Raw genomic sequence first — 1,414 nt, forward strand, 5'->3', positions numbered from 1 at the left:
AAAAAACACGCAAACCCCTCATTCTTTTATACTTGAATTGTCGAGAAACAAGTCTAAAGAATGGAGTTGCGTGTAAATGAATTTTATCATGTTTATGCCTGGATTAAAAGATTCTGTGATAACCAAAGTGGAAGAGTTCGGAGAGACCATAAGAATCTATGTAGAGATGGCGAGGAAAGTACATCGTTGTCCCCAATGTCAGGAAAGAACCAAAAAAGTGCATGACTATCGCCTTCAAAAAATTCATCACCTAAAATGGTTTGAAAGGAAGACGCAAATTTTTTACAAGCGCCGTCGGTATGTCTGTGGTTGTGGGAAACGCTTTTCAGAGAATAATGCATTTGTAGAGCGATACCAGCGTACGTCATTGGAATGGAACCTAGCTGTATCCATTCGGTCAATCAAAGGCAAAACATTTAAAGAAACCGCTGAAATCTATGGGACTTCTTCGACCACTATCGTACGTCGATTTGATAGTCTTTCCAAAAATGAAATTCGACCAATTGTTGAGTTGCCTTCTGTAATCGCCATTGATGAATACAAAGGTGATACGAAGGAAGGCAAATATCAATTAATCATTGCGGATGGAGTAACGAAAGAACCTCTAGATATTCTTCCAAACCGTTATAAAAATACCATCAAGCACTATCTAAAGAAACATGGTGCTAAGGTCCAAGTGGTCGTTATGGATATGAGTCCATCCTTCAAGGCAGCTGTTCAAGAGGCATTGGGAAGACCGGTCATAGTGGCTGATCGATTCCATTTTTGTCGTTATATCTATTGGTCACTCGATGGGGTGAGAAGACGAGTCCAAAAGGAATTCCATGGATATGACCGAAAGAAATGTAAGAGAATCAAGTACGTATTTCATAAAGCGAGTGAACGCCTAACAGAGGAAGAACGTTGGCATTTACATCGTTACTTAGATATGTCAGAAGAACTTAAGCAAGCTTATGATTTAAAAGAAGCGTATCGAGCGTGGTTTTGTCGAGCAAAAGAAATAGGGCAAGAACAAATAGCCGAAGTAAAAAAAGAACTACTCACCCTCTATAAAAAGATAGAAGACTCAAAGATTCCGGAAATGTGTAAAGCTATCCAAACGTTTAAGAATTGGCAAACGGAAATACTGAACAGTTTTGTCTATTCCTATTCAAACGGCTTTTTAGAAGGCATCAATAACTCAACGAAAGTATTGAAACGTAATGCTTTTGGATACCGGAGTTTTGAGAGATTCCGTGCCAAAATTTTATTAACACATAAGTATAAAAGAATGGGAAGTCATGTGGGATAGGATCTTTGAATAGATACCCTTTTGTTCTGTGGAGGGATGGTACCATCCCTCCACAGAACAAAAGGCCACCAAGCGAAGCGCGGTAGCCTAGAATGATTTTCCCCCAACATTTGACGGAGAACC

Annotated in this window: 1 protein-coding gene; it reads left to right on the plus strand. The window is 39.4% G+C overall.

From position 1 onward, the window contains the following. The first annotated feature begins 76 nt into the window (after positions 1-76). Complete coding sequence (locus DBX25_RS20375; protein WP_108672583.1) at positions 77-1,291, plus strand: ISL3 family transposase; 1,215 nt, start codon at positions 77-79, stop codon at positions 1,289-1,291. Positions 1,292-1,414 lie beyond the last annotated feature (123 nt).

The organism is Peribacillus acanthi, assembly GCF_003073175.1.
Taxonomy (GTDB): Bacteria; Bacillota; Bacilli; order Bacillales; family DSM-1321; genus Bacillus_BN; species Bacillus_BN acanthi.

Bases quoted from the DNA above. Each gene is read 5' to 3' on its own strand.
- DBX25_RS20375 (WP_108672583.1), top strand. From the start codon at position 77: ATGAATTTTATCATGTTTATGCCTGGATTAAAAGATTCTGTGATAACC.